Raw genomic sequence first — 252 nt, forward strand, 5'->3', positions numbered from 1 at the left:
GTGCAGTACCATCGGCGCTGTGGGTCTTAGCTTCCGGGTTCGGGATGGGACCGGGCGTTTCCCCCACGCTATGACCGCCGTAACCCTTGCTCCGCCACGCACCCGCTGGGCGGGGGTGGGGAAAACTGTGGTTACAACATCTGTGGTGTTGTTATTTTGTTGTGGTTTTGTTCCTGTCGCAACGTGCCGTCAAGTAACGGGTTTGTTGTTTGGGAACCACATAGTGGACGCAAGCAGTCTTGTTTCTTTGTA

General features: G+C 55.6%; 1 rRNA gene. It reads right to left on the minus strand.

Annotation, left to right across the window (positions count from 1 at the left end):
- A 5S ribosomal RNA gene (rrf, locus tag ARTB_RS21505) occupies positions 1 to 82 on the minus strand; the annotation flags it as partial.
- Positions 83 to 252 lie beyond the last annotated feature (170 nt).

Origin of the sequence: Arthrobacter humicola (genome assembly GCF_022803015.1) — a bacterium.
Taxonomy (GTDB): Bacteria; Actinomycetota; Actinomycetes; order Actinomycetales; family Micrococcaceae; genus Arthrobacter; species Arthrobacter humicola_A.